General features: G+C 71.1%; 18 protein-coding genes and 3 tRNA genes. 10 read left to right on the top strand and 11 right to left on the bottom strand.

Annotated elements, in window-relative coordinates:
- Positions 1–78: 78 nt before the first annotated feature.
- From ACFYO5_RS03560 to ACFYO5_RS03545, 4 genes are all read right to left on the bottom strand, one after another.
- Complete coding sequence (locus ACFYO5_RS03560; protein WP_388703717.1) at positions 79–2,007, bottom strand: ABC transporter ATP-binding protein; 1,929 nt, start codon at positions 2,005–2,007, stop codon at positions 79–81.
- Positions 2,007–3,740: an ABC transporter ATP-binding protein gene (locus ACFYO5_RS03555; protein ID WP_388703715.1), complete on the bottom strand. Its 1,734-nt coding sequence runs from the start codon at positions 3,738–3,740 to the stop codon at positions 2,007–2,009. The genes ACFYO5_RS03560 and ACFYO5_RS03555 overlap by 1 nt, the downstream gene beginning before the upstream one ends.
- Before the next feature lie 119 nt (positions 3,741–3,859).
- Positions 3,860–5,314, bottom strand: a complete 1,455-nt coding sequence (locus tag ACFYO5_RS03550) for an FGGY family carbohydrate kinase (protein ID WP_388703712.1) — start codon at positions 5,312–5,314, stop codon at positions 3,860–3,862.
- 51 nt (positions 5,315–5,365) lie between these two features.
- Positions 5,366–5,671, bottom strand: coding sequence for a YtxH domain-containing protein (locus ACFYO5_RS03545; RefSeq protein WP_356559630.1), 306 nt, complete (start codon positions 5,669–5,671; stop codon positions 5,366–5,368).
- Between the two features lie 159 nt (positions 5,672–5,830).
- Here ACFYO5_RS03545 and ACFYO5_RS03540 point away from each other — a divergent pair.
- From ACFYO5_RS03540 to ACFYO5_RS03520, 5 genes are all read left to right on the top strand, one after another.
- Positions 5,831–5,903, top strand: a tRNA-Asn gene (locus tag ACFYO5_RS03540).
- 6 nt (positions 5,904–5,909) lie between these two features.
- A tRNA-Asn gene (locus ACFYO5_RS03535) sits at positions 5,910–5,982 on the top strand.
- A gap of 167 nt (positions 5,983–6,149) precedes the next feature.
- A tRNA-Ile gene (locus ACFYO5_RS03530) sits at positions 6,150–6,226 on the top strand.
- A gap of 1,304 nt (positions 6,227–7,530) precedes the next feature.
- A complete protein-coding gene (locus ACFYO5_RS03525; protein ID WP_388703709.1) occupies positions 7,531–8,967 on the top strand; it encodes a carboxylesterase family protein in 1,437 nt (478 codons plus the stop codon).
- A 59-nt stretch (positions 8,968–9,026) separates the two neighbouring features.
- A complete protein-coding gene (locus ACFYO5_RS03520; protein WP_388703706.1) occupies positions 9,027–10,049 on the top strand; it encodes an alcohol dehydrogenase catalytic domain-containing protein in 1,023 nt (340 codons plus the stop codon).
- A 570-nt stretch (positions 10,050–10,619) separates the two neighbouring features.
- Here ACFYO5_RS03520 and ACFYO5_RS03515 read toward each other — a convergent pair.
- The 3 genes from ACFYO5_RS03515 to ACFYO5_RS03505 form a co-directional block, all read right to left on the bottom strand.
- Positions 10,620–11,033 (bottom strand): PIN domain nuclease, encoded by a 414-nt coding sequence (locus tag ACFYO5_RS03515; RefSeq protein ID WP_388703703.1) that lies wholly within the window; start codon positions 11,031–11,033, stop codon positions 10,620–10,622.
- Entirely contained in the window at positions 11,030–11,245 is a 216-nt protein-coding gene (locus tag ACFYO5_RS03510; protein ID WP_031047790.1) for a type II toxin-antitoxin system VapB family antitoxin, read from the bottom strand. The genes ACFYO5_RS03515 and ACFYO5_RS03510 overlap by 4 nt, the downstream gene beginning before the upstream one ends.
- A 663-nt stretch (positions 11,246–11,908) precedes the next feature.
- Positions 11,909–12,832, bottom strand: coding sequence for a LysR family transcriptional regulator (locus ACFYO5_RS03505; protein ID WP_388703699.1), 924 nt, complete (start codon positions 12,830–12,832; stop codon positions 11,909–11,911).
- A gap of 183 nt (positions 12,833–13,015) precedes the next feature.
- Between ACFYO5_RS03505 and ACFYO5_RS03500 the strand changes: the two genes are divergently transcribed.
- Positions 13,016–13,945 carry an NADP-dependent oxidoreductase gene (locus ACFYO5_RS03500; protein ID WP_388703697.1) on the top strand — a complete coding sequence of 310 codons (930 nt, stop codon included), beginning with the start codon at positions 13,016–13,018 and terminating at the stop codon, positions 13,943–13,945.
- A gap of 244 nt (positions 13,946–14,189) precedes the next feature.
- Here the strand turns inward: ACFYO5_RS03500 and ACFYO5_RS03495 are convergent, their stop codons facing one another.
- Positions 14,190–15,155 (bottom strand): AraC family transcriptional regulator, encoded by a 966-nt coding sequence (locus ACFYO5_RS03495; RefSeq protein WP_388703695.1) that lies wholly within the window; start codon positions 15,153–15,155, stop codon positions 14,190–14,192.
- Positions 15,156–15,237: 82 nt separating this feature from the next.
- Here ACFYO5_RS03495 and ACFYO5_RS03490 point away from each other — a divergent pair, with 82 nt between their 5' ends.
- Positions 15,238–16,071, top strand: a complete 834-nt coding sequence (locus tag ACFYO5_RS03490; protein ID WP_388703694.1) for an NAD(P)H-binding protein — start codon at positions 15,238–15,240, stop codon at positions 16,069–16,071.
- A gap of 493 nt (positions 16,072–16,564) precedes the next feature.
- Here ACFYO5_RS03490 and ACFYO5_RS03485 read toward each other — a convergent pair whose 3' ends face one another.
- Positions 16,565–17,560, bottom strand: coding sequence for a helix-turn-helix domain-containing protein (locus ACFYO5_RS03485; RefSeq protein ID WP_388703692.1), 996 nt, complete (start codon positions 17,558–17,560; stop codon positions 16,565–16,567).
- 163 nt (positions 17,561–17,723) lie between these two features.
- On the opposite strand from ACFYO5_RS03485, the gene ACFYO5_RS03480 reads away from it, so the two are divergent.
- From ACFYO5_RS03480 to ACFYO5_RS03470, 3 genes are all read left to right on the top strand, one after another.
- On the top strand, positions 17,724–18,032 hold the full coding sequence (locus ACFYO5_RS03480; protein ID WP_388703690.1) for a hypothetical protein: 309 nt from the start codon (positions 17,724–17,726) through the stop codon (positions 18,030–18,032).
- Positions 18,033–18,217: 185 nt separating this feature from the next.
- Complete coding sequence (locus ACFYO5_RS03475) at positions 18,218–18,415, top strand: hypothetical protein (protein WP_388703687.1); 198 nt, start codon at positions 18,218–18,220, stop codon at positions 18,413–18,415.
- Between the two features lie 106 nt (positions 18,416–18,521).
- Positions 18,522–19,694 (top strand): tachylectin-related carbohydrate-binding protein, encoded by a 1,173-nt coding sequence (locus tag ACFYO5_RS03470; RefSeq protein WP_356559623.1) that lies wholly within the window; start codon positions 18,522–18,524, stop codon positions 19,692–19,694.
- 639 nt (positions 19,695–20,333) lie between these two features.
- Here ACFYO5_RS03470 and ACFYO5_RS03465 read toward each other — a convergent pair.
- The gene (locus tag ACFYO5_RS03465; protein ID WP_388703684.1) at positions 20,334–21,605 is read right to left on the bottom strand and encodes a CHAP domain-containing protein; all 1,272 of its coding nucleotides are present in this window, start codon (positions 21,603–21,605) and stop codon (positions 20,334–20,336) included.
- 206 nt (positions 21,606–21,811) lie between these two features.
- Complete coding sequence (locus ACFYO5_RS03460; RefSeq protein WP_388703681.1) at positions 21,812–23,545, bottom strand: protein kinase; 1,734 nt, start codon at positions 23,543–23,545, stop codon at positions 21,812–21,814.
- Positions 23,546–23,590 lie beyond the last annotated feature (45 nt).

Below are 23,590 nucleotides of genomic sequence, written 5' to 3'. Positions count from 1 at the left end.
CCCGCCGGGCGACGCCCGGCACCCGCTCCGGCTCCGGCCCGCCGTCCGGGCGGACGACGGGAAGGCGACGACCGGGACCTAGTCGACCTCGGCGACCGCCTGGGCGAACTGCGCCTGGTACAGCCGCGCGTACGCCCCGTCCGCCGCCAGCAGATCCGTGTGCGTGCCCTGCTCGACGATCGCCCCGTTCTCCATCACCAGAATGGTGTCGGCGTCACGGATCGTCGACAGCCGGTGCGCGATGACGAACGACGTCCGCCCGTGCGCCAGCTTCGCCATCGCCTTCTGGATCAGCACCTCGGTACGGGTGTCGACGGAACTCGTCGCCTCGTCGAGCACCAGGATCACCGGGTCGGACAGGAACGCCCGCGCGAGGGTGATCAGCTGCTTCTCACCGGCGCTGACCCCGCTGCCCTCGCCGTCGATCACCGTGTCGTAGCCGTCGGGGAGGGTGCGCACGAACCGGTCGGCATGGGCCGCCCGCGCCGCCTCCTCGATCTCCCCCCGCGTCACCTCGCGCCTGGCGCCGTACGCGATGTTCTCCGCGATGGTGCCGCCGAACAGCCAGGTGTCCTGGAGCACCATGCCGATCCCGGCGCGCAGTTCGTCGCGGGACATCCGCGCGATGTCGACGCCGTCGAGGGTGATGCGCCCGCCGGTGACGTCGTAGAACCGCATCAGCAGGTTGACCAGCGTGGTCTTGCCGGCGCCGGTCGGGCCCACGATGGCGACCGTGTGACCGGGTTCGACGACCAGCGAGAGGTCCTCGATCAGCGGCTTGTCGGGTTCGTAGCGGAACGACACGTGTTCCAGCGCCACCCGCCCGCGCAGTTCCTCGGGCCGCACGCCCGGCACCGGATCGGCCTGCTGCTCCTCCGCGTCCAGCAGTTCGAAGATCCGCTCCGCCGAGGCGACGCCCGACTGCACCAGGTTCGCCATCGACGCCACCTGCGTCAGCGGCATCGAGAACTGGCGCGAGTACTGGATGAACGCCTGCACGTCACCGATCGACAGGGACCCGGTGGCGACCCGCAGCCCGCCGACCACGGCCACCAGCACATAGTTGAGGTTCGACACGAAGAACATCAGCGGCTGCATGATCCCGCTGTTGAACTGCGCCTTGAACCCGGCCTCGTACAGCGCGTCGTTCTGCTCCGCGAACTGCCGGGCCGACTCCTCCTGCCGGCCGAACACCTTCACCAGCGTGTGGCCGGTGTACATCTCCTCGATGTGCGCGTTCAGCTTGCCGGTGGTGCGCCACTGCTGCACGAAGTGCGGCTGCGAGCGCTTGCCCACGCGCGCGGCGACGACCGCCGACAGCGGGACGGTCACCAGCGCGACCAGGGCGAGGATCCACGACACCCAGAACATCATCACCAGTACGCCGACGATGGTGAGCAGCGAGTTCACGAGCTGGCCCAGCGACTGCTGGAGCGTCTGCCCGATGTTGTCGATGTCGTTGGTCGCCCGGGACAGCACCTCGCCGCGCTGCCGCTTGTCGAAGTACGACAGCGGAAGCCGCCCCAGCTTCGTCTGCACGTCCTCGCGCATCCGGTACATCGTGCGGTTGACGGCCCGGTTGACCAGCCGGGTCGCCACCGCCATCAGCAGGCCCGCGACGGCGAACACCGCCACCGCGAACAGCAGGACCCGGCCGACGGCGTCGAAGTCGATGCCCTGGCCGGGGGTGAAGTCGGTGCCGGAGAGCATGGTGGCGACATCGCCGTCACCGCGCTCACGCATCGCGTCGAGGACCTGGTTCTTGGAGGACCCGGCCGGCATCTCCCGCCCGATGATGCCGGCGAACACCAGGTCGGTGGCCCGGCCGAGGATCTTCGGTCCGACCACGCTCAGGCCCACGCCCAGGACGACGCAGAACAGCATCGCGTAGAGGGTGAGCCGTTCCGGCTTGAAGTGGGTGAGCAGCCGCCGGCCGGACGCCTTGAAGTCCAGCGTGCGACTCTCCGGTCCGGTCCCGGCCATCATGCGCCCCATGGGCCCGGCCATCAGGCAGCCTCCGCTTCCGTGAGCTGGGAGAGGACGATCTCCCGGTAGGTCTCGTTGTCCGCCATCAGTTCCTGATGGGTGCCCTCGCCGACGACCCGGCCCTCGTCGAGGACGACGATCCGGTCGGCGTCGCGGATGGTGGCCACCCGCTGGGCGACGATGACGACGGTCGCCTCGGCGGTCTCCCGGGCGAGGGCCGCCCTGAGCGCGGCGTCGGTGGCGTAGTCGAGCGCGGAGAAGGAGTCGTCGAAGAGGTAGATCTCCGGACGCTGCACGAGCGTACGGGCGATGGCGAGCCGCTGGCGCTGACCGCCGGACACGTTGGTGCCGCCCTGCGCGACGGGGGCGTTCAGCCCGCCCTCCAGGTTCCGCACGAAGTCGTCGGCCTGCGCCACCTCCAGCGCGTGCCACAACTCCTCGTCCGTCGCGTCCGGATTGCCGTACCGCAGGTTGGTGGCGACCGTGCCGGCGAACAGGTACGGCTTCTGCGGCACGAGACCGACCGTCCTGGCGAGCAGCGCCGCGTCCAGGTGGGCCACCTCGACGCCGTCGACGAGGACCTGCCCGTCGGTGGCGTCGAACAGCCGGGGCACCAGCCCGAGCAGCGTGGACTTGCCGCTGCCCGTCGAGCCGATGACGGCGGTGGTCTCACCGGGCCGCGCCACCAGGTCGACGCCCTTGAGCACGGGTTCCTCGGCACCCGGGTAGCCGAAGCCGGCGCCCCGGATCTCCAGGTGACCGTGGCGCCGCAGCTCGCGCACCGGCGCCTTCGGCAGGACGACGCTGGACTCGGTGTCCAGCACCTCCTGGAGGCGCTCGGCGCACACCTCGGCGCGCGGCACCATCATGAACATGAAGGTGGCCATCATCACGGACATGACGATCTGCATGAGGTAGGCGAGGAAGGCGGTCAGATCGCCGATCTGCATCCCGCCGCTGTCGATCCGGTGGGCGCCGAACCACACCACCGCGATCGACGACAGGTTCACCGTGGTCATGACCACCGGGAACATCAGCGCGAGCAGGTTGCCGGCCTTCAGCGAGATGTCGGTGAGGTCGGCGTTGGCCTCGCGGAAACGCTGCTCCTCGTACGCGTCGCGGACGAAGGCGCGGATGACGCGGTTGCCGGTGATCTGCTCGCGCAGCACCCGGTTCACCGTGTCCAGCCGCGTCTGCATGGACCGGAACAGGGGCCGCAGCGCCCGCACGATCAGCGTCACGCAGATGCCCAGTACCGGCACCACGGCGACCAGGATCCCGGACAGCGGCACGTCCAGACCGAGGGCCATCACGATGCCGCCCACGCACATGATCGGCGCGGACACCATCAGGGTGAACGACATCAGGGCCAGCATCTGGATCTGCTGGACGTCGTTCGTGGTCCGGGTGATCAGCGAGGGCGCGCCGAACTGGCCGACCTCGCGGGCGGAGAAGGACTGCACCCGGTCGAAGACGGCCGCCCGCATGTCCCGCCCGAGCGCGGACGCCGTCCGGGCGCCGTAGTAGACGGCACCGATGTTGCAGACGACCTGAACCAGCGAGATGCCGATCATCAGGGCGCCGTAGGAAAGGATGTAGCCGGTGTCACCGTTGACCACGCCGTTGTCGATGATGTCGGCGTTCAGCGTGGGCAGGTACAGCGTGGCGCAGGTCTGGAGGAACTGGAGCAGCACCAGAAGGACGATGGGTTTCTTGTAGGGCCTGAGATAGGTCCGCAGAAGTCGTATGAGCACGCTTCGTCTCTCGGAGTCGGCGGGGAGAGGGGCATCGGTTGCCCCTGGCCCCTATCGTCCGACACTCCACCGGTGTTACCTCAACCGATTAAGCCGACAGCGTTGCGCCGGCCGCGGCCCTACGAGCGGAACGCCGTGGGATGCGTCTGCTCCCGCACCGACACGTACTGCTGCCGCACGGCCTGTCCCACGGCCAGTTCTTCACCCGGATCCAGCACCTGGGCCACCGGACCCGGCCAGGCCGGGGGAGTGCGCGGGTCGAGCGTGCCCTGGGACGCCCCGAGCGCCCAGGCGGCCTGCCGCGCCGCCCCGATCGCCGCGTAGTCCGCGGGCTGCGGTACGACGACCTGCGCCCCGAACAGCGCGGGCGCCGCCGCCTGCACGGCCGGCAGCTCGGCCGCCGCACCGAGCAGGAAGATCCGCCGCACCGCCACGCCCCGGCCCCGCAGCACGTCCAGCGCGTCCGCGAGCCCGCACAGCATGCCCTCGAACGCTGCCCGCGCGAAATGCTCCGGCTTCATCGACTCGCGCCGCAGACCCGTCAGGGTCCCTGCGGCGTGCGGCAGGTTCGGCGTCCGCTCACCCTCCAGGTAGGGCAGCAGCACCAGCCCGTGCGCCCCCGGGGTCGACTTCGTCGCCAGATCGGACAGCGTCTCCAGATCCGCCACCCCGAGCAGCTCGGCGGCCCCGCGCAGGGTCCGTACGGCGTTCAGGGTGGTGACGACCGGCAGATGCATGCCCGTCGCGTCCGCCAGCGAGGTGATCATGCCGCTCTGGTCGACGAGGGCCTCGGGGTGCACGGCCATCACGGACCCGGAGGCGCCCAGCGACACGACCGCGTCCCCGAGGCCGATGCCCAGCCCGAACGCGGCGGCCATGGTCTCGCCGGTGCCCGCCGAGATCAGCAGGCCCTCCGGTGTCGTACCGGCCGCGTCCGAGGGACCGATCACCTCGGGCAGCATGACCTGGTGACCCAGCGCCAGCTCCACCAGCTCGGACCGGTAGCCGCCGATCGCCGCCGACCAGTACCCGGTGCCGGAGGCGCCGCCCCGGTCGGTGGTGCGGCGCACCGGCCGCCCGAGGAGCTGCCACACGAGCCAGTCGTGGGCCTGGAGCAGCACGGCGGTCCGCAGGGCGGCGTCGGGCTCGTTCTTCGCCAGCCAGCGCAGCTTCGTCACCGGCTGCGCGGCCTGCGGCACCGAGCCCACCGCCTGCGCCCACGCCTCGCGCCCGCCGAGCGCGTCGATCAGATCGGCCGCCGCGACCTGCGCGCGCTTGTCGCCGCCGACCATCGCCGGGCGCACGGTGTTGCCCTGCGCGTCGAGCGGCACGATCGCGTTCTGCTGCGCGGACACGCCGATGGCCTGCACGCCTTCCAGCAGTCCGCCGCCGGCCGCTTCCCCGAGGGAGAGCAGCCAGGCCTGCGGATCGACATCGGAAGGACGGCCGGCACCGTCGGAACCCTCCACCGGATGCGGCGCATAGCCCTGCCTGAGCACGGCCCCTGTGTCCGCGTCGCAGACGACGATGCGAGTGAAATCGGGCGAACTGTCCAACCCGGCGACTATCCCCATGAGCAAAATTCTGCCGCACCGCGAGGGGTGACCGCGTCGGCTCGGCGGGCACTACGTATGACTGGTGCCCCAGTCGTCCGCTCCGTCGCTCTGCGCGGACCGCTCCCGCAGCGACCGGACCCGGCCCGCGACCGACTCGGGCATCCGGTCCCCGACCTTGTCACTGACCACGTGGTACGCCTTGCCGGCGAACTGGCGGCCCTGCTGCGCCGCCGACTCCGCCGTGTTGCGCACGGCGGGGTTCTGGGCGACCTGCCGGGCGGACTTCTTCAGCTGTTCGTAGCGCTCTCGCCCTGCCTTCGAACCGAGCACGTAGCCCAGGGCGATTCCGACGACGAATGTGAGCCGGTAGCGCATGACGGCCACCCTTCCCTCGTGTAGGTCTGCGGTGCGGCATCGGTGCCGGGGGGAACCGATTGGCGGAGCACCCCCCTGCTTGCGCTAATGTATGTGTCGCAGCGAGCGTCCGCCCTCTGGCGAATACCCAGGTAGGTGCGTTCGATGCAGACGAGGCATTCCTCCGTAGCTCAATTGGCAGAGCAGCCGGCTGTTAACCGGCAGGTTACTGGTTCGAGTCCAGTCGGGGGAGCTTCGGTCCTCCGTAGCTCAATTGGCAGAGCAGCCGGCTGTTAACCGGCAGGTTACTGGTTCGAGTCCAGTCGGGGGAGCATCGTGATCGAGGACCCTTAGGGGTCCTTTTTCATGTCGCCGGGAACCGCGCAGGCCGCGGCGCGGTCCTCATGGTCAACGGCGTCCGACCAGGCGAAGCGTGAGATCGTATGAGCGGCTATGCTGCGGCAGACGGCGCGCACACGTGTACGCGACACGCCGCTATGGGGCGGTAGCTCAGCCGGTTAGAGCAGCGGACTCATAATCCGCCGGCCGTGGGTTCGAGTCCCACCCGCCCCACCATGCACGTCTCTGAACTGCGGATCGTCTCATCTGGGGTGCGGATTCAGGGTGTTGGTCCACGGGGCTGAATCCGCTGCTCGTGAGTTCGACTCCGTTGTCATCAGCGTGAGTTGAGGTCCCTCTGACCTGCGCGGACGTATCGGCCCATGGCCGGAGGACGGCGTCGTGGGTGGGCTGTGCGAGCGTCTGGATGTCGGATTCCGGACACTGGCTGGACACGAGGATCCGGAAGTGCCGCTCAGGGACCTTCGAGTGGGCGGGCCTGCCGGGTCGGCGGGGCACGGACGCGGTCCGAATGGCGTGCGGTCCGAGTCGGGACGCGACAACAGCCCGTACTGGAAACGGCCCGGAGAGGACCGACAGGCGGGGCGGGAGCGGCCGGGCCGGGCGGCTCCCGCACAGACAGCCGCCGGTCTTCCTGCTCATCCCGTTCCTCCCGGGGCGGCGACGGTTGGCGCTCAGGCGGGACGTGGTCCGCTGCCCAGGGCCGCCGAGCGCGTGCTGCCGCTGATCGCCGACGACGTGGCGTGGCTCGACGAGGCCGACGCAGCCGTCCTCGGGTTCGTCGCACGGCGCGTCACGGACGCTCCGATGTCGAGCACGACCCTGCCCGACAGTGCGGCGGCGGGAAAGCTCCCGGTAGGGAGCCGGCGGGGTACTCACCACGACCCGGTCACCGGCGCGGGCCGCCTCCTCGGGTGTCGCGACGCGGGCTCGCCGGCCGAGCGCGGCGGCCGTCTCTGCCAGGGTCTGGAGACCGCGGGATTCGGACAGGAGGACGTCGGCCGACCGCGATCGCGAGGCGGGCGAGGCTCGTGACGAACGACGGGCCGCTGTGCCCCGATCTCACCGCCGAGGTCCGGTTCTGTTCAGCAGCTCCCTGAGCCAGGCCGCCCTGACGACCGGTGACAGCTTCCGGGCCAGGAGCGCCTCCTCCTCCCGCGCATCTCCCTCGACCGCCCCAGCAGCCGCAACACCGCACTCCTACGGGTCTCGGTGGCAGGGAGTACAGCTCTCACCGCAGCGGGCGCTGTTCGCGCGAAGACGCCGGATCAAGAAGAAGAGACCGACCTCTTGAAGGTCAGGCCGGCCCCGTTCGCCGACGATCCGGCCGGCGGCCATGTAGGAGAAGCTCATGGCCTGCACCGAGATCTTGTTGCTCAAGTGTCACCTGATGACCACCGGGTGACCGCCACCCGCCAGGCGTTTTGTCGGATCCCGGGAAACGATGGGAGACGTCACCGCGAGCAACCAGCCGCCGGAGCAGGCGCGCGGACACCCGAATCGCGCTGGAAGGACACGCCATGACCGACACCGCTCCCAAGGCTCCGACTGCACCCGGGGTGCGGTCCTGGTGGGGAATCCCGTATGCCACCGCCGAGCGGTACCGCCGCCCCGTGGTCGCGGATTTCGATCCGGACCGACCCTATGACCGCAAGGGCGTCGTCGCTGTCCAGCCCGACAGCGGCGACTGGCTGGAGGCGGACAGCGGGATGGGCGAGGACTGTCTGAACCTGAACGTGTGGGCTCCCGAACAGCCGGCCGGGACGGCGCTTCCGGTAGCCGTGTACATCCACGGCGGCGGATTCGAGTACGGCGCGAACACGCAGATCACCTCGAACGCCTCCGGCCTCGCCGCGTCGGGGCGCGTGGTGGGCGTGTCGGTCAACTACCGGCTCGGCGCGCTGGGTGCGCTCTCGCTGTCGCAGTACGGCGGGCGGCTCTCCGAGGCCAGTAACCTCTGCCTACGGGATGTCATCGCCGCACTGACCTGGATCAAGCGGAACATCGCCCACTTCGGTGGCGACCCCGACAACGTCACCGTCTACGGCCACAGCGCCGGCGCCTACTCCACCTTCGGGCTGCTCGGCGCCTCCTCCGCAGGCGGCCTGTACCGGCGATTGGCCGGCTTCTCCGCCGGGCCCTCGCGTCTCCAGCCGGCCTGGTGGGCCGAGGAACTCGCCCACCGGTTCGTCACCGAGCTAGGCGTCGCGGACAACCCGGAGAAGCTGCTCGACCTTGATACGACCTCCCTGGTGGCCGCCCTGCACAAGGTCACCCCGACGGACCTCGGAGTCCGTGGCGGGATGGACAGCAAGAGCCTCGGCGTCGTCCTGGACGCCGGACAGCCCGGCGCGGTGCTGCACGCCCACCCCATGGACGAACTCGCCTCGGGCGCACACCGTGATGTCGACGTGCTGCTGAGCATGGCCAGTGACGACATGGGCTGGTGGGTGGCGAACGACCTCGACCGGTTCGCCCCGCACACTGTCGACCGCATCGTCGACGAGGTCGCCGGGTGGCGCATCCCCCGCTCCCGCGCCAAGAGGATCGTCGACGCCTACGACCAGGGCGGCCGCACCCCTGCCGAGGTCCGCGCCGCACTCCTGTCGGACTACCTCTTCGGGCTCCCCGCGGCCCGCGGCGCCCTGGCGCACGCGGCGGCGGGCGGCAACGCCCATCTCCTTCTGATCGGGCCCGCCGAGGGCGCGCCCGCCGTGCACGGCACCGAGATGTACGCGCTGGTCGGGCAGGAGCGGCCGGGCCGCAGCGCGGAACAGGCCGAGCGTGACAAGCGTATCCGCGACATCGTGCTCGACTTCGCCACCGGCGAGCAGCCCCGGCTGTGGCCCGCCGTCACGGACCGGCCCACCTCGGAAAGCGTCGGCAACCCTCCCTTCGAGGCCACCACCCACTATCAGCGGGCCCTCGAGCTGTGGGAGGGCATCGACCGCCCCTGACGGGCATCGGGCGATACCCAACAGCGCACCACGGGGGCGAACAGAGTAAGGAGCCCGACATGAGCCAACCGACAGCAGTCGGCGAGGCGGCACCAGCCACGATGCGGGCCGTCGTCGTCACTCGGCCCGGCGGCCTCGACGCACTGGAGATCCAGGATGTGCCGGTGCCCGCACGCGAGCCCGGCTGGGTGCGGATCAGGGTGAAGGCGTTCGGCGTCAACGAGTCCGAGGTCACCACCCGCAAGGGCGAGTCGGATGCGGAGGTCAGCTACCCGCGTGTGCCCGGCATCGAGGGCGTCGGCGTGGTCGATGAGGCCGATGAGGACAGCGGGCTGCGGCCGGGACAGCAGGTGGCCACGATGATGGGCGGCATGGGCCGCTCCTACGACGGCGCGTACGCCCAGTACGTGAGCGTCCCAGCCGGGCAGGTCATCCCCTTCGAGACCGACCTGCCGTGGGAGGTCGTCGGTGCGCTGCCGGAGATGTTCCAGACCGCCTACGGATCGCTGACCACCGGCCTGGACCTCAAGCCCGGGGAGACGCTGCTGATCCGCGGCGGCACCTCCACGGTCGGGCTGAGCGCGGCCACGATCGCGAAGGACCTCGGAGCCACCGTGCTGTCCACCACCCGCAGCCCGGAGAGGGCCGGGGACCTGCGGGCCGCGGGCGTCGACCATCCCCTCGTCGACAGCGGCACGATCGCCGACCAGGTGCGCGAGCTGATGCCGGAGGGTGTCGACGCCGTACTGGAGCTGGTGGGCTGCTCGGTTCTCGCCGACACCCTGCGCACCGTTCGCCGCCACGGCACGGTCTGCTTCACCGGAGCCCTGGCGGGCCAGTGGACGATCCCCGAATTCAGCCCGTTCATGATCCCGGGCGGGGTGCGGCTGACGTCCTACGGCGGTCAGGCAGCCGACCTCCCGGCCGACGTCTTCGCCCACCAGCTCCGGGCCATCGCCGCAGGACGCCTCAACGTCCCGGTCGCGAAGGTCCACCACGGCCTGGAACAGGTCCGTGACGCCCAGGCCGACGTCGAGTCCGGCACCACGCCGGGCAAGCACGTCGTCGTCCTGGACGACTGAGACCCCGGCAACCGAGAAACGACAACCAACCACTCCCGATGCGCGAGGGCTGACAACGTAAGCGCCGGTGAGCACGGAATCCTGACACCGCGTGAGGCGCAAGGGGCGCCCGTGCCTGCCCCACCAGGCACCTGTTCCCCTGGCCAGGAGCTCTGATTGGCGCAGGCCGGCACACTCGACTTCCGGTCGGCCGACGGACAGACACAGCCGGCATCCGCAGTGCTCGATCGACAGCGAATGGCGGCGAGCGCGACCGGTCCTACCAGTGCCCAACAGCGGTCGACAGCTGAACCGGGACCGTGGCCTGCCGGTACTCCTGACGTGAGGCCCCGGCGTTGCGCTCGGTGGCGCGACCACCGACAAGTGATCGACGAGACACGGCGGGTGGGGACGGCAGTTCACCCGCGCGTGCCATGCCCCGGGCTGGGTGTAGGCGAGGCGGTTCAGTGCGCGGGGCGGGTGCGAGGGCGCGGGAGGAGGGCCGTCCGGCAGTGGGGGAATCGCCGTGATGCCGCCTCGGGTGGGCGGTCGGCGAGAGGCTTGACGCCCGTCCGTGCGGCCGCGCGGACTCTACTGCCTGAGATCGATCATGCGGACCGGCTGCCCCGTGGTGCGAGCAATGGTTTCGAAGTCGCGGTCGAAGTGGAGGAGGGTGAGGCCTGCCTCTTCCGCGGCGGCGGCCACCAGGAGATCGACGGGGCCCGCACTGCGGTGTTCCCCTTTGGTGGTCAGTTGTTCCTGGACGATGCGGGAGCGGCGGTAGATGCCCTCCGGCATGGGGCACCACACGTAGTGGGCGTCGAGTGCAGTCTTCAGCCGCGCGCGGTCCGCGGTTGAGCGGGCGGAGTAGAGGACCTCGAGTTCCGTGATGTCGCAGATCGCGACGAGGCCGGCGCCGATCCTGTCGTCCCACTCGGTTGTGGTCTGGCGGAGCACGACGCGGGCGAGGGCGGAGGTGTCGATGAGGTAGTCGGCGACGGTCACGGCCGGTACTGGTTCTTGTTCAGGAGAATGTCGATGTCCAGGGCTCCGTCGGTCACCAGTTGCCGGGCGTCTTCGAGTGCGCGCAGGCGCCGGTAGCGGGCGGTGACCTCACGCAGGGCGGTGTTGATGGTGTCGCGCTTGGTGGTGGTGCCGAGTTCCTTGGCGGCTTCTTCCAGGGCCTCGTCGTCGAGGTCGATCACGGTGCGGCTCAAGATGGCCTCCTCATGCACATTGCGGCGTATATCAATATACATGATCGATTGTATATCGACTCCCGCACCCCTGGGCGGTCTGATTCTCGGATCCGGGGCCTTGCAGTGAGCGCGTCAGAAGAGGGGGGCGCGCCAGGGACTTCCCGGGGGGCTCCTTTCAGCGTTCGAACTTCCAGGTGAGGCGGGAGGTCGTCCCTTTCGGGATGGTCGCCTACGCGTCCGCGCCCTGCGGACCTGGCGCCCGCGAGCCGCCCGGCATGGTGCCGGAGCGGACGGTGGCCGGACCTCCGACGTGTCGAATCGAACCCGGACGCACGGTCGTCAGTGTCCGACGGCTCCTCCCGGTCCCGGTGGCACCCTCCCGGGCCATGTCGGGGGAGGCCCTGGAAGGCCTGGCGGCGTCCCGTTGAGCCGTCTTCAACGGTGGTTGACGGAACGGCTGTTGTTCGCGACGTGTCCACACGGCATCGTCGGTGCCGTGAGCCACCCGGAAGGAACAGGGGGCCCGGCTTCTCCGGACCGGCCCGACGTCCCGCACCGACAGGGCTCGCCACCACCGCACCCCGTCGCTCGGCGGGCGTGTCCCCAGTGAACGCGTACACCCCGAAAGGTGCCATGACCGTCGTCGTCCTTCCGCCCAGGACCGGGGAGCGGCCCGTCGGTTCACAGGCCCACCTGGGTGCCCCGCACCGCCAGAGCGGGCGTGATCTCCAGGACCGTGGCCGAGAAGGCCCGGATGCGCTGGTCGCAGGCGTCGCGTGTGCGCCACACGAGCCCGTGCTCCAAGGGCGGCATGTCGGCGATCCGGACGAACCGGATGTCCGGCCGCGGGTACAGCAGCAGCAACTGGCCGTCACCGGGGACGATGGCTCGTCCGGCGGCAGCCAGCGCGAGCGCCTCGGCATACGTGGCGCACGGTTCGGCGTGCCTGCCGATCAGCTGTCCGCTCGGCGTCTGCCGGGGCGTGTGGAAGTCGTTCCAGTAGTCGGGAACGGAGGCGGCCACGGATACGAAGGTCTCGCCCGCGAGGTCCTCGAACGTGGCCACGTCCCGCTCCGCGAGACGGTGCCCGGCGCTCAGGCACATGTACCTGGCCCCGCGGGTGACCACCGCACCGACCGTCAGGCCGGGCTCGTCGACGGGCAGCACCGTCAGGAGCACGTCCGCCACGCCGTCGCGCAACTGCGTCACATGCTGCTCGAGGCGGGTTTCGACGATACGCACCCGGCAGTCCGGGTGCCGCCGCTCGAAGACCTCCCGGGCGGCGTGGAGTATGCGACCGGCCTGGGTGCCCATGAACCCCACGGTGAGGGAACCGCTGACGCCTCGCCCCGCCAGTTGAGCGCGGTCCATCGCGAGCTTGATGCCCTCGTACAGCGGCAGCAGATCGTCCCTGAGCGCACGTCCGAGGGGTGTCAGCGCGACGTGGCGGCTGGACCGTTCGAAGAGCGGAGCGCCGACGCGGCGTTCGATCTTCTTGATGGTCTTGCTGATCAGTCCGGTGGTGACATGCAGGCGCTCAGCCGTGCGGCCGAAGTGGAGTTCCTCGGAGAGCGTCAGGAACGCCTCCATTTCCGTGCGTTCCATCGTGTTCCGCCCTGCCTCCGGTGATCGCTCGGGCCCGAGGTCCCGTGGGCCGCGCTGGTCCTTGTGCGACGCGCACGATCCTGCCGTACGGCTGATGACGCCCCGGCGACGGGTGTCGCATCCCGGCTCCGCGAGGAATCGTTCCAAATGTCCCATCAGTTCTGATTGTCAGAGGAAGTTCCTATGCGAGTGATCACGCAGTTTTCGATCGGCGGTCCCGAGGTGTTGCAGGTCGCGGAGGCCGAGCGGCCCGTTCCCGCGGCCGGTGAGGTTCTCGTGCGCGTGTACGCCACGGGCGTCAACCCGGCGGACTGCAAGGTCCGTTCAGGGCACGTGGACTTCTTCGGTGACCCCCCGCTGGTCCTGGGCCATGAGTTCAGCGGAGTGGTGCACGAGGTCGGTGAGGCGGTACGGGCCTTCCAACCCGGTGACGAAGTGTTCGGATGGGTGACTCCGCCGCACGGCAGCCACGCGGACTACGTGCTCGTCCCCGAGACGTCCCTCGCGGCCAAACCCACGACCCTCGACCACGTCCACGCAGGGGCGCTCGGCATCGCGGGCCTGACCGCCTACCAGACGCTGGTCAACATCGCCCAGGTGCGCCGCGGGCAACGGGTTCTCATACACGCGGCGGCGGGCGGCGTGGGACACCTCGCCGTCCAGATCGCCAAGGCGCGCGGCGCCTACGTGATCGGTACGGCCCGGAGCGCCAAGCATGCCTTTCTGCGGGAGCTGGGCGTCGACGAGCTGATCGACTACACGACCGACGACTTCACACGCCTTCGCGAGGTGGACGTGGTGATCGACACGATCAGCAACGACTACGGCCCGAGATCGCTGCGTACGCTCGACCGCGGCGGCATTCTCGTCGACGTCGTGGGCGTCGGGGTCGACCGTACGTCCGTCCGGCAACAGGCCCAGGCGGCCGGGGTCCGCTTCGTGGAGTACTTCCTCCAGCCGAACCCGGCGGATCTGGCCGGCTTCGCCGACCTGCTGGACCGCTCCGGGGTACGACCGTTCGTCGAGCGGACCCTGCCGCTGACGGAGGCGGCCCAAGCCCACGAACTGAGCGAAAGCGGACGCGTCCAGGGGAAGATCGTGCTCATACCCTGACCCTCCCGCCCCACTGTGCGCGTTTCCGACCTGCGGACACGTTCATTTCCCCGGGCGCGGGGCGCGGGGCGCCGACCGCGCGGGAACGGACCGAATGCGACGCTCGCGGGTGCGGAGTCCGGCGGCGCTCAGGGGACGTCGGTGCGTTCCGGCTCCGCCGACCGCCGACCGCCGACCGCCGACCGCCGACCGCCGACCGCCGGCGATCAGCGTCCCGCGCGGAGCGAGATGAGTCCGAGTGCCGTCAGGTTCCGGCCTCGCGTCGGCGGTACGCGCTCGGACTGAGGCCGTGTTCCTTCTTGAACGCGTTGCTGAGGGCGAAGGGGTTGGCGAACCCGACGCGGTCGGCCACCACGGCGAGTGTCGTGTCGGGGTCGCGCAGCAGGTCGGCGGCGAGCGCCAGGCGGCGTTGCCGCAGGTAGGTCATGGGCGGTTGCCCGACCAGGGCGTTGAAGCGCCGGGCGAGGTGCGCTCGTGACGCGCCGGTCCTCGCGGCGAGGGCGGGCAGGGTCCACGGGTGGGCCGGGTCGGCGTGCAACAGGCGCAGCGCCGGGGCGACCACGGGGTCGCTCAGGGCGCGGTACCAGCCGGGGATCCGGGCGCCGGGGCGGGTGAACCAGGCGCGCAGGGCGGTGATCAGTACCAGGTCCATCGTCCGGTCCAGCAGGATCTGCTGCCCGGGTCCCTCGCGGGTGATCTCCTCGAAGGTCGACGGGCCGACCGGACAGGCCCCCACGGACGCTTCGACCACGGCAAGCGGTGGCAGGGCCGCGAGCAGCCGGGCGGACGTGCCGCTGTCGACGGTGTACAGGCCGTTGATCACAAGGGTGCGCTCCGGCTCCGCTGCGCTCCACGCGCCCGCGTCCGGGATCCGCGCGGGAAGCAGTTCTTCGCCCTGGGGGGACGTGCAGCGGCCCCCGGACCGGATCACCACGTCCGGTTCCGTGCCCGGTGCGTCCGCGATCACGTACGGCGCGCCCCCGGAGAGCACCGCGACATCGCCGGCGCCGAGCGGGACGGGAACGCCGCCCTCGGGGGTGATCCAGACGGAGCCGTGCACGAGGACCGCCAGGGCCAGCGGTGAGCCGTCCTCGAACCGTGCCGCCCAGGACCCCGTCACGGAGCACTGGTCGAAGATCGCGCCGCCGGCCCGTACCCCGTTCAGGAGATCGGCCAGTGGATCGATGCCGGGCAGTCCCGAGGGATCCATGCCGGTCAGCGTAGACGAACGCGTATGTACGTGAGCCGGTGCGGCATGGGTGAGGCGGCCGGCGGCTGGTTCAGTGGGGTGCATGAGCGACGAGATCGTCCTGGTGACGGGTGCCACGGGAAAGACGGGCCGCCGGGTGGCGCGGCTGCTGCGGGAGCGGGGCGTGGTGGTCCGCGCGGCCTCCCGTTCCGGTGCGCAGTCCTTCGACTGGACGGACCGGACCACGTGGGGGCCCGCGCTGCGGGATGTGACGGGGATGTACCTGGTGATTCCCGACCTCGGCGGCCCGCGGGCCGCCGACACCGTCGGCGCGTTCGCCCGGCAGGCCGCGGCGGCCGGGGCACGGCGGGCGGTGCTGCTGTCCGTGCCGGAGGGCGGGGCGGCTCACGAGCATGTCCTCGCCGCGGAACGGGCGCTCGAACACGCGGGCCTGGACTGGACCGTGCTGCGACCGCGGTGGTTCTCCCAGAACTTCAGCGAGGACTTCCTGCGCGACCCCGTACTGAGCGGAGAGGTACGGCTGCCGGCCGGAGAGGGCGAAGAGGCGTTCGTCGACGCGGAGGACATCGCCGAGGTGGCGGTCGCCGCCCTCACCGAGGACGGCCACGCCGGGTGGCACTACGAGCTGAGCGGCCCGAGGCTGATGACCTTCCGGGACGCGGTCGCCGAGATCGCGGGGGCCACCGGCCAGGACATCCGCTACGTGCCGCTGACCCCGGAGGCGTACGCGGACGAGCAGCGCGCACAGGGCGTGCCCGAGGAGTGGGTGCGGCTGTCCGTCGGCCTGTACGAGTACGTCCGTGACGGCGGCCTCGCGACACTCAGTGACGGCGTTCAGCGTGCGCTGGGCCGCGCGCCACGGGACTTCTCCGACTACGCCGAGGCCGCTGCCCGGCAGGGTGCCTGGAACGCCTGACCCTTCCGTAGCGACCGGTCGACCGGCGGGGACGCAGGGAGGAGCCGAGCCTCCGGCGCCTCCGCGCGGGCGCCGAGGGGCGAGTGCGGTCACCTCTCCGGTGCCGTCGCGGGAAGCAGCGCGAACGCCGCCTCGACACACACCGCGACCACCCGCTCCCGCGGCCCTTCCGGCCGGGCGGCGCAGTCGCGGCGGATGGTCCGTCGCCCCGTCGCCCCGTCGCGCCGTCGATCACGAGGATCGCGACCTCCACACCGCCGATGGTGTCGAAGGTGGTCGCCTCGCGGCCGGCGACGCCCGTGACGCGGGCGGAGACGAGCGGCGGAGGGGACGGCCTCGCGAGGCGGTCGTTGCGCGAGGGCCTCGATACCGGCAGCCGACGGCCCGGTGTCGCACGCCGTGATCGCAGTGATGGGCCGGCGGCGGAACGGAAGCGGGTCCGGGCGCCACCGCTTGGATCCCTTTTCGGGCAGAGGCAGAGGCAGAGCCAGGGTCAGGGGCAGGTCGGGAGCCAGCCCTGCTGGACGGCGCGGACCCCGGCCTCGAAGCGGCTGCGGGCGTTGAGGCGGTCCATCAGTTCGGAGGCGATCCGGCGGGCCGTGCGGTGGGAGACCCCGAGGCGTTTGGCGATCGTCTCGTCGGTGTGGCCCTCGGCCAGCAGGCGCAGGGCCGTCGCCTGCTGGCCGGTGAGACCGTGGGGGTCGGTGGGCGCGACCTCGCCGAGCGGCCGGGCGGACTCCCAGGTGGTCTCGAACAGTGCGTACAGGGCGGTGAGCGTGCCCTGCCCGGTGAGGAGGACCGCTCCCGCGGCGGTGTCGTCGCTGCTGACGGGGATCATGGCGATCCGCCGGTCCATGAGGATCATGCGGGTCGGCAGTGACGGGACCGTGCGGACCAGGCCGCCCAGGCCGGCCAGCCAGGTGGCGTGTTCGACGGTGGGCCGGTTGGTGCGGACACTGTCGAGGTAGATGGTCCGCATGCGCACCCCGCGACCGAGCAGATCCTCGTTGAGCGGCCTGGACGCGGCCATGTTCTCGGCGGTCTGCGGCCCGCCCGGCGCGAAGGCCAGGAACTCCTCCGTCACCTCACGGGTGAGGACGGCCAGCCGGTCGCGGATCTGATCGAGTCCGACCAACTGTTCCACACCCGGGTGACTGGTGTCCGGACGGAGTTCGGCGTACTCGGATATCAGCTGGGCCGCGGCCGCCCGCGAAGCCTCCAAGCGCTGCTGGTGGGCGGCCAGCTGGGCCTGCTGGCGGGCCATCAGGATCTCCATGCCGATGTCGGGGGAGACCGCGCGGAGCCGGCCCGCGTCCCCGGCGGCGGGGCGTACCAGAGCCAGTTCGCTCAGCGTGTCGAGGGCGTCGCGGACCTCGTCCTCGGACAGTCCCACCTCGGCGCCGAGTGCCGTGACTCCGGCCGCCGGCTCTCTGAGCATGGCGCGATACACCGTCTCGGCGACGGAGTCGAGTCCGAGTGCGGTCAGCATGTGGCCCCCATTTGCTGCACGGAATTCCCCTGGTTCGAACGAGATCCTCGCAGAGAGTCGAAAGGTCGTCACCGGGGGAGACGGAAGGCCTGAACCGGCCCAGGCCGCAACAGTCCAGTCCACCGGCGCTCCGAGGGGGTTCCCGCTTGCGACCCTGGAGCGCATGTACCTTGTGCACACGCATCTCGAACTGCCCGGCGGGAGCCAACTTCCGCCCGACGTAAGGGCCTTGGTGCGGTCGGCGATCATTCCCGGGGACGGCGTGGAGCACGTCGCCGTGCATCCCCGCTCCCCGTCCACCCTCACGCTCGGCTTCTACCTCGTGGCCGGTGCGCTCGCCGAGGCGGAGGAGCGGGCCGTCATGGTCTGCTCCCGACTGCTGGACGAGCTACCGCAGTTGGCGTCGGCGCGGCTGACCGGTGCCGGGGTGCCGCTGCTGCCGATGACGTTCGTGCCGCAACCGGTGGACTGAAACGGCCGGGGTGGACCGGAACGGCCGGCGTGGACGCATGAGTCCAAGGCCCCTTCCGTCCATCCGTGAACCCTTCTCACGGCCGTGAGCTGCGGCGAAGCTATGGATCACCGGTCAGGGCGAGCGTCTCCGCGGGACGCCGCTCCGGACCGGTCACCACAACCGACTCAGGAACGGGATCAGTCATGCTTCGCACTCGGATCGCCAGGGCCGCCGCGGTCGCCTCCCTCGTCACCGCCGCGTCCGTCACCGCTCCGGCCATCGCGTTCGGGTTCCAAGCCGCCGCCCCTTCCTCCGCTGTCGTCGTCGCCGACGCCGGCTGGCAGGTCACCCCGGCCGACGCCGGGTGGCAGGTCACCCCGGCCGACGCCGGCTGGCAGTAGACCGCCCGCCATCCGACGCCGGCCGGCAGTAGACCGCCCGCCACCCGATGCCTGATCGACCGATCACACTTGCCCCAGGGGGGACCGAAAAGTGAAGAACATCCGCATGACCGGCCGTAGGGTCGCGGGCCTGGTGACCGCCGGAGTCCTGAGCACCGGACTCCTCACGGTCACCGCACCCACCGCCGAAGCGGCCACCACCTGCGCGGGCGGGGTCAACATCTACGGCGTGCTCGACGACGGCCGGCTGACCTTCAGCAGCATCAACCCGGCCACCGGAAACCTGGCCAAGGTGCTGGTCGGCCCCGACCTCGGCTTCGAGCCGAAGGCCATGGCGACCCTGAACTTCAACACCGTGCTGATGACGTCGACGGCCGGCGCCCTGTACCGCGTGGACATCAGAACCAACAACACCACCCTCGCCCTGCTCAACGCACCGGTGAAGATCGCCGACAGCGGCTGGACCCACGACAAGCTCACCTACGACGGTCACGGCCACCTCTACGGCACCACCGCCGCCGGTCTGCTGCTCCGCTACAACGTGACCGAGGACAAGCCCGCCGGCTCCCAGCACATCGGCGTGCGCACCGAGATCGACACCGGGTTCGTCCTGAAGACGCTCACCGCCACCGGTGACGACCGGCTCAGCGCCACCACCGACGACGGGCGCCTGCTCGACTACACGGTCGCCGGCGCCGGCTCCTGGAAGGGCAACACCCTGAAGACGTCCGGCTGGTCGGGCTTCAACCAGCTGGTCTCGCCCGGTGGCGGCCTCTACTACGGCCGGCTCGCGACCGGTGCCATGTACTGGTACAAGGACGCCAACCCCACCGACGGCTCCGGCTCCGACATCTCCTACCACCTGGACGACCCGGTCAACACCAGTGGCTGGACACAGAAGCTGCTGTCCGCCCAGCCGGGCACGTACACCTGCACCACCGCCACGGACACGGTCGACCGCGACAACATCACCGAGGTGAAGGCGGCCGGCCGGCAGATGATGAACAACAAGGACGCCGCCTGGGCCACCTCCGCCCAGTGGTCGTGCCTCGAGCAGCTCTGGGACCACGAGAGCAACTGGCGCTGGAACGCCACCAACCCGTCCTCCGGTGCCTACGGCATCCCGCAGTCGCTGCCCGCCTCCAAGATGGACGTCGCGGGCGACGACTGGAAGGAGAACCCCCTCACCCAGATCAAGTGGGGTCTGAGCTACATCGACGGCCGCTACGGTTCCCCCTGTGGTGCGTGGGACTTCTGGCGGGCCAACAACTGGTACTGACCACCGCCACCTGAACGGCAGCGTCAAGGGCGGCGCCCCCTCGGTCCGAGGGGGCGCCGCCCTTCGGCATGCCCGCCCACACTCCGGGCCGTGGTCGCACGGGTGGAGGGCGGTCGCCCGGCCGCGGTCGCCGCGGCCCAGCTCCCCCACAGGGGAGGACTTGGCCCGTCCCGACCTCGGCGAACGCGAGCAGACCGGACGGTCCAGCGGCCGGCAGGGCTGGTCGTCGACGGCGCGGTGGGCCGGGCGACCGCGCCGTGCGTCCGCCGGTACGGCGTCGGGGGCGGCGGGCGCCCGTGCGGGCGGTGCCGTACGGACGGTGCCGTGCGGGCAGTGCTGTACGTGTGAGGTCTTACGAGTGAGTCGTACCGAGGCGGCCCCGGCGCTATCCGGCCGCACGTGCAGGCGGCCAGGGACAGGCGACGGGTGCGGGCGGGAACGGGCGCCGGGAGCAGGCCGCTCTACCGAGGCCACTGCTTCGGGCCACGTCGGCCACGTCGGCCACGTCGGCCACGTCGGCCACGTCGGCCACGTCGGCCACGTCGGCCACGTCGGCCATGTCGGCCACCCGGCCACCCCGGAAACGGGAGAGGGCCCCACCGTGTCGGTGGGGCCCTCGGAGGGTCTGGCGGTGGGGGGTCAGCCGACGGGGGTGATGAAGCCCGAGACGTCGCCCGCGTTCAGGGGGTTGTTGTTCGTCTTCCAGTTGTACGTGGTCTTGCGCACCGCGTCGCTCTCGTTGCCGCCCACCGTGGTGACGTAGTCGCCGTCGACCGCGACGACCAGGTTGACGTGGTTGGCGACACCGCCGCCGCTGTAGCCGTAGACCACGGCGTCGCCGACCTTGGGGCCGCTGCTGTGCAGGGTGCCGTTGTTCTGGCCGTACGTGTAGAGGCTGCCGGACGCCGCGGTCACGCCGGAGGTCTTGATGCCGCCCACGTTGGCCCACACGTAGCGGACGAACTCGGCGCACCAGGCGTTCGGGTAGTGGAAGTCGAAGTCGTTGAAGTCCTTGCCGACCTGGGCGTTGGCCACCTTGGCGATCTTCTCGCCGGTGGTGGCGGTGGGCGCCGGCGGCACGTAGGCGCAGTTGCCGGCGTAGGCCGACAGCAGGCTCTGGGTCCAGCCGGAGGCGTCCACGGGGTCGCTGGTGTGGTAGGCGATGTCGGAGCCGTCGCCGTCGGTCGGGTCGACGTCGTGGTACCAGTACATGCCGCCGTTGGTGCGGCCGTAGTAGAGACCGCCGCCGGGGGAGGTGAGCGAGTCGACCGCGGACCAGCCGTCGTTCTTGAGGGTGGCGCGGGTCCAGTCGCCGACCCCGTCGATCTTGTAGCTGTAGAACTGGCCGCCCGCCGTGGAGGCGATGATGCGGTCGTCGCCGGCCGCGGCCAGGGTCTTCAGTACGAAGCCGGTGTCGATGACGACGTGCTGGCCGATGTGCGCCGAACCCTGGGGCTTGTCCTGGGAGACCAGGTACCGGTGGAGCTGGCCCTCGACGGTGCCGTAGAGGTGGCCGGCGCCGTCGTAGACCATCTTGTCGAACGTCCAGCCGCCGTCCCAGATCTTCTCGACCCCGGCCAGGGTGAGCGTGGTGTTGTTCGTCTGCACGTCCACGCGGTAGAGGTCACCGGCCGTCGAGGTGACCAGCACCGTGTTGAAGTTGAGCGTCGCCATCGCCTTGGGCGTGAAGCCGAGGGCCGGCCCGATCAGCGTCTTGACCCGGTCGCCGGTGTTCGGGGCGATCTGCGAGTACGTCAGCTTGCCGTCCGACAGCGTGCCGTAGATCGACACGTCACCGGTGCACGAGGCGGCGGCCTGCGCGGCGCCGCCGGTGACGGTGACCAGTCCGAGCGACATGGCGCCGACGGCGAGGGCGGCGGAGGCGCGACGAACGGTGTTGCCCAGCTTCATGGTGTTCTCCTGCGGCATGGAGGTCGAGCGGGCGAAGGCACGTCGCTCCCCTGGACAGCTGCCCTGCAGGTGCAGCTGTGAGGGTGTGCGGCGCGTGTGCACCCGGTGGCAGGAACTACTCTCGCCGCAGGTCAGGGGGGTGAGAAGAGAGATCGGGTGGACGCAACCGTCCCTGGCCCGTTGCGTCCTGACCAGGCGTCGGGGCGTCAGGCCCCGGCGCGGAGGGCCGTCCATGTGTCGTGGCCCACGACGCCGTCGACGCCCAGTCCCCGGTCGCCCTGGAAACCGCGTACGGCGGCTTCCGTGCCGGAGCCGAAGACGCCGTCGACGCCGCCGTCACCGACGCCGTAGCCGCGTTTCGTCAGCATGCACTGCACCTGGAGGACGCGTTTGCCGGTGTCGCCCTGGCGGGTGCGGCCGTTGCCGGCGTAGTGGGCGCAGTCGGTGTTCCAGGGTGCGCCCGCGGGCTCCACGGAGGGGCTCGGGCTCGGGGTGGGGCCGGTGGCGGAGCCGGGCTCCGAGGGCGGGGCGGCGGGGGTGGCCGTACCGCCGCCCGAGCCGTCGGAGGGGGACGGGGAGGCGGTGGTCAGGGCGTCGGAGGTCTCGTCGGCGGAGCCGTCGGGGCGGGCCGCGCTGCCGCCCTCGGTGGACGTGCCGCCGCGGGCGCCGCGGGTGGGGGAGGAGGCGGTGCCGCCGGATCCGGAGCCGGCGGGGCCGGTCACCGAGGACCGGGGTGAGTGAGCGGCGGCGGGGGCGTCCTGGCGGGTGAGGACGTAGCAGCCGGCGGCGATCAGGCAGAGGGCGACGGCGGCGGCGCCGGCCAGCAGCGGCTTGCGGCGCCCACCGGGGCGAAGGGCGCCCGGGTGCGGTACGGCGGGGGAGGGGGAGGGGCTCGGGCCGTCGGACGGAGGGGCCGCGGGGGGCGGCGCCGCCGTCGGGCGGCCTAAGCGGGCTCGGCGGTCGACCGGGAGGCGGAACAGCACCTCGTACGCCCGCTGGCGGGCCAGGACCCGTCCGCCCAGCGGTTCGGGCCAGCCGGGCGGACCGGCGTGCCGCACGGCCGTTTCCAGGAGCTCCGCCGGGGTGGGGCGCTGCTCGGGCTCCTTGGCCAGGCAGGCCGACAGCAGCGAGCCGAGCGCCGGGTCGGCGGAGGAGATGTCGCCGAGCAGCTCCTGGTCGGGTTCCTCGAAGGCCACCCGGTGCATCACGTCGACGCCGGTGCCGTCGCCGAACGGGGCCCGGCCGGAGGCCGCGTAGACCAGCGTGCCCGCGAGCGAGAACACGTCCGACGCCGTGTCGGAGTGCCCCGTCCTGAGGTGTTCCGGCGACATGTAGGCGGGTGTGCCGACCCGGTTGCCCGTGCCGGTGATCGAACTCGCGTCCACCGCCTTGGAGATGCCGAAGTCGATGACGTGGGCGCCGCGGACGGTGAGCAGGACGTTGGACGGCTTGAGGTCTCGGTGGACGATGCCCGCGGCGGCCAGTTCGCCCAGGGCCCGTGCGAGTTGCTCGGCCACCAGCCAGACGGTGGCGGTGGTCAGGGCGCCGTCCTCGCGTACGACCTCCGCCAGGTCGGGTCCGGGAAGGTACTCGGTGGCCATCCACAGCAGTTCGTCCCGGAAACCGGTCCCGCAGAGCTTCGGGGCGTGCTGGGTGCGCAGCCTGGCGTGCACGGCCGCCTCACGTTCGAACCGGCGGCGGAACCGGGGGTCCTCCGCGTACTCCGGCCGGATCACCTTCACCGCGACCAGGCCGGGGCTGTCGTCGACCGGGCGCGCCAGGTAGACCCGCCCCATCCCGCCACTGCCCAGCAGGGCCAACGGTACGTAGGGGCCGACCTGTTCGGGGTCGCCGGGACGCAGGGGTGAGGCGCCTGCCTGCCGCAGTGCGGCGGCCTCGCTCGTCGCCGGGCCCGATGGCGACGGCCGCTGATCTGACACGGATGTTCCCCGAAGTGGTATTCGACGTACGTCAGTTCGTCTGCA

The organism is Streptomyces sp. NPDC006259 (assembly GCF_042870975.1).
Classification (GTDB): Bacteria; Actinomycetota; Actinomycetes; order Streptomycetales; family Streptomycetaceae; genus Streptomyces.
Note: the sequence above shows the minus strand (reverse complement) of the source record. Positions and strands in the feature narration are given on the sequence as shown.

Coding starts and splice junctions, on each gene's coding strand:
- ACFYO5_RS03475 (WP_388703687.1), top strand. CDS start 18,218: ATGCTTCGCACTCGGATCGCCAGGGCCGCCGCGGTCGCCTCCCTCGTC.
- ACFYO5_RS03550 (WP_388703712.1), bottom strand. CDS start 5,314: ATGGGGATAGTCGCCGGGTTGGACAGTTCGCCCGATTTCACTCGCATC.
- ACFYO5_RS03470 (WP_356559623.1), top strand. CDS start 18,522: ATGACCGGCCGTAGGGTCGCGGGCCTGGTGACCGCCGGAGTCCTGAGC.
- ACFYO5_RS03485 (WP_388703692.1), bottom strand. CDS start 17,560: ATGCTGACCGCACTCGGACTCGACTCCGTCGCCGAGACGGTGTATCGC.
- ACFYO5_RS03545 (WP_356559630.1), bottom strand. CDS start 5,671: ATGCGCTACCGGCTCACATTCGTCGTCGGAATCGCCCTGGGCTACGTG.
- ACFYO5_RS03465 (WP_388703684.1), bottom strand. CDS start 21,605: ATGAAGCTGGGCAACACCGTTCGTCGCGCCTCCGCCGCCCTCGCCGTC.
- ACFYO5_RS03520 (WP_388703706.1), top strand. CDS start 9,027: ATGAGCCAACCGACAGCAGTCGGCGAGGCGGCACCAGCCACGATGCGG.
- ACFYO5_RS03490 (WP_388703694.1), top strand. CDS start 15,238: ATGAGCGACGAGATCGTCCTGGTGACGGGTGCCACGGGAAAGACGGGC.
- ACFYO5_RS03560 (WP_388703717.1), bottom strand. CDS start 2,007: ATGGCCGGGCCCATGGGGCGCATGATGGCCGGGACCGGACCGGAGAGT.
- ACFYO5_RS03495 (WP_388703695.1), bottom strand. CDS start 15,155: ATGGATCCCTCGGGACTGCCCGGCATCGATCCACTGGCCGATCTCCTG.
- ACFYO5_RS03500 (WP_388703697.1), top strand. CDS start 13,016: ATGCGAGTGATCACGCAGTTTTCGATCGGCGGTCCCGAGGTGTTGCAG.
- ACFYO5_RS03480 (WP_388703690.1), top strand. CDS start 17,724: ATGTACCTTGTGCACACGCATCTCGAACTGCCCGGCGGGAGCCAACTT.
- ACFYO5_RS03525 (WP_388703709.1), top strand. CDS start 7,531: ATGACCGACACCGCTCCCAAGGCTCCGACTGCACCCGGGGTGCGGTCC.
- ACFYO5_RS03505 (WP_388703699.1), bottom strand. CDS start 12,832: ATGGAACGCACGGAAATGGAGGCGTTCCTGACGCTCTCCGAGGAACTC.